We start from the raw sequence: 875 nt of genomic DNA, 5'->3' as shown, positions 1-875 counted from the left end.
GCTCCGGCCCCTCTGGCCGGCGTGCTGCCGTCCAATTCGCCAAGCTCGGCAAGTCCGTACTGGTGGTGGAGAAGGGCCGGCGGGTCGGCGGCGTCTCGGTCCATACCGGCACCATTCCATCGAAGACCCTGCGCGAGACCGTGCTCAACCTGTCCGGCTGGCGCGAGCGCGGCTTCTACGGCCGTTCCTATCGGGTGAAACAGGACATCGACGCCCGCGACCTGATCATGCGGCTGCAGAAGACGCTCGACCACGAAGTCGAGGTGCTGGAGCATCAGTTCAGCCGCAATGCCGTGAAGACGGCGCTCGGCGAAGCGCGTTTCACCGGACCGCACCAGATCGAGATCGCCAACGAGAAGAACGAGATCAAGAATGTCACCGCCGGCCATATCCTGATTGCCTGCGGCACGCGGCCATTCCGGCCCGATTACGTGCCGTTCGACAACAAGACAGTATTCGACAGCGACGAGATCATCGACCTGCCGAAACTGCCGCGCAGCCTCGCGGTGATCGGCGCAGGCGTGATCGGCGTCGAATACGCCACCATCTTCAGCGCGCTCGATGTCGCCGTGACGCTTATCGAGCCGCGGCCGACCTTTCTCGATTTCATCGACAAGGAGCTGATCGACGAATTCATGCATGAGCTGCGCGATCGCAATGTCGCGCTGCGGCTCGGCTCCAAGGTCAATGCGATTGAGCACGCACCGAGCGGGCACATCGTGACCAAACTCGCAGACGGCCGCAACGTGACCTCGGAAATGCTGCTGTTCGCCGCCGGCCGCGTCGGCGCCACCGACCGGCTCAATCTCGAAGCCGCCGGTATCGCGGTCGATCACCGCGGCCGCATCACTGTCGATCCCGTCACGCTGCAAACC

At 63.9% G+C, this 875-nt stretch carries 1 protein-coding gene; it reads left to right on the top strand.

Annotated elements, in window-relative coordinates:
• The coding region (locus AC1DU6_RS33290; protein WP_477862603.1) for an FAD-dependent oxidoreductase at window positions 1–875 on the top strand (875 nt) is incomplete at both ends.

It is taken from the genome of Roseateles sp. P5_B10 (genome assembly GCF_056400485.1).
This window is presented reverse-complemented; position numbering and strand designations above follow the sequence as displayed.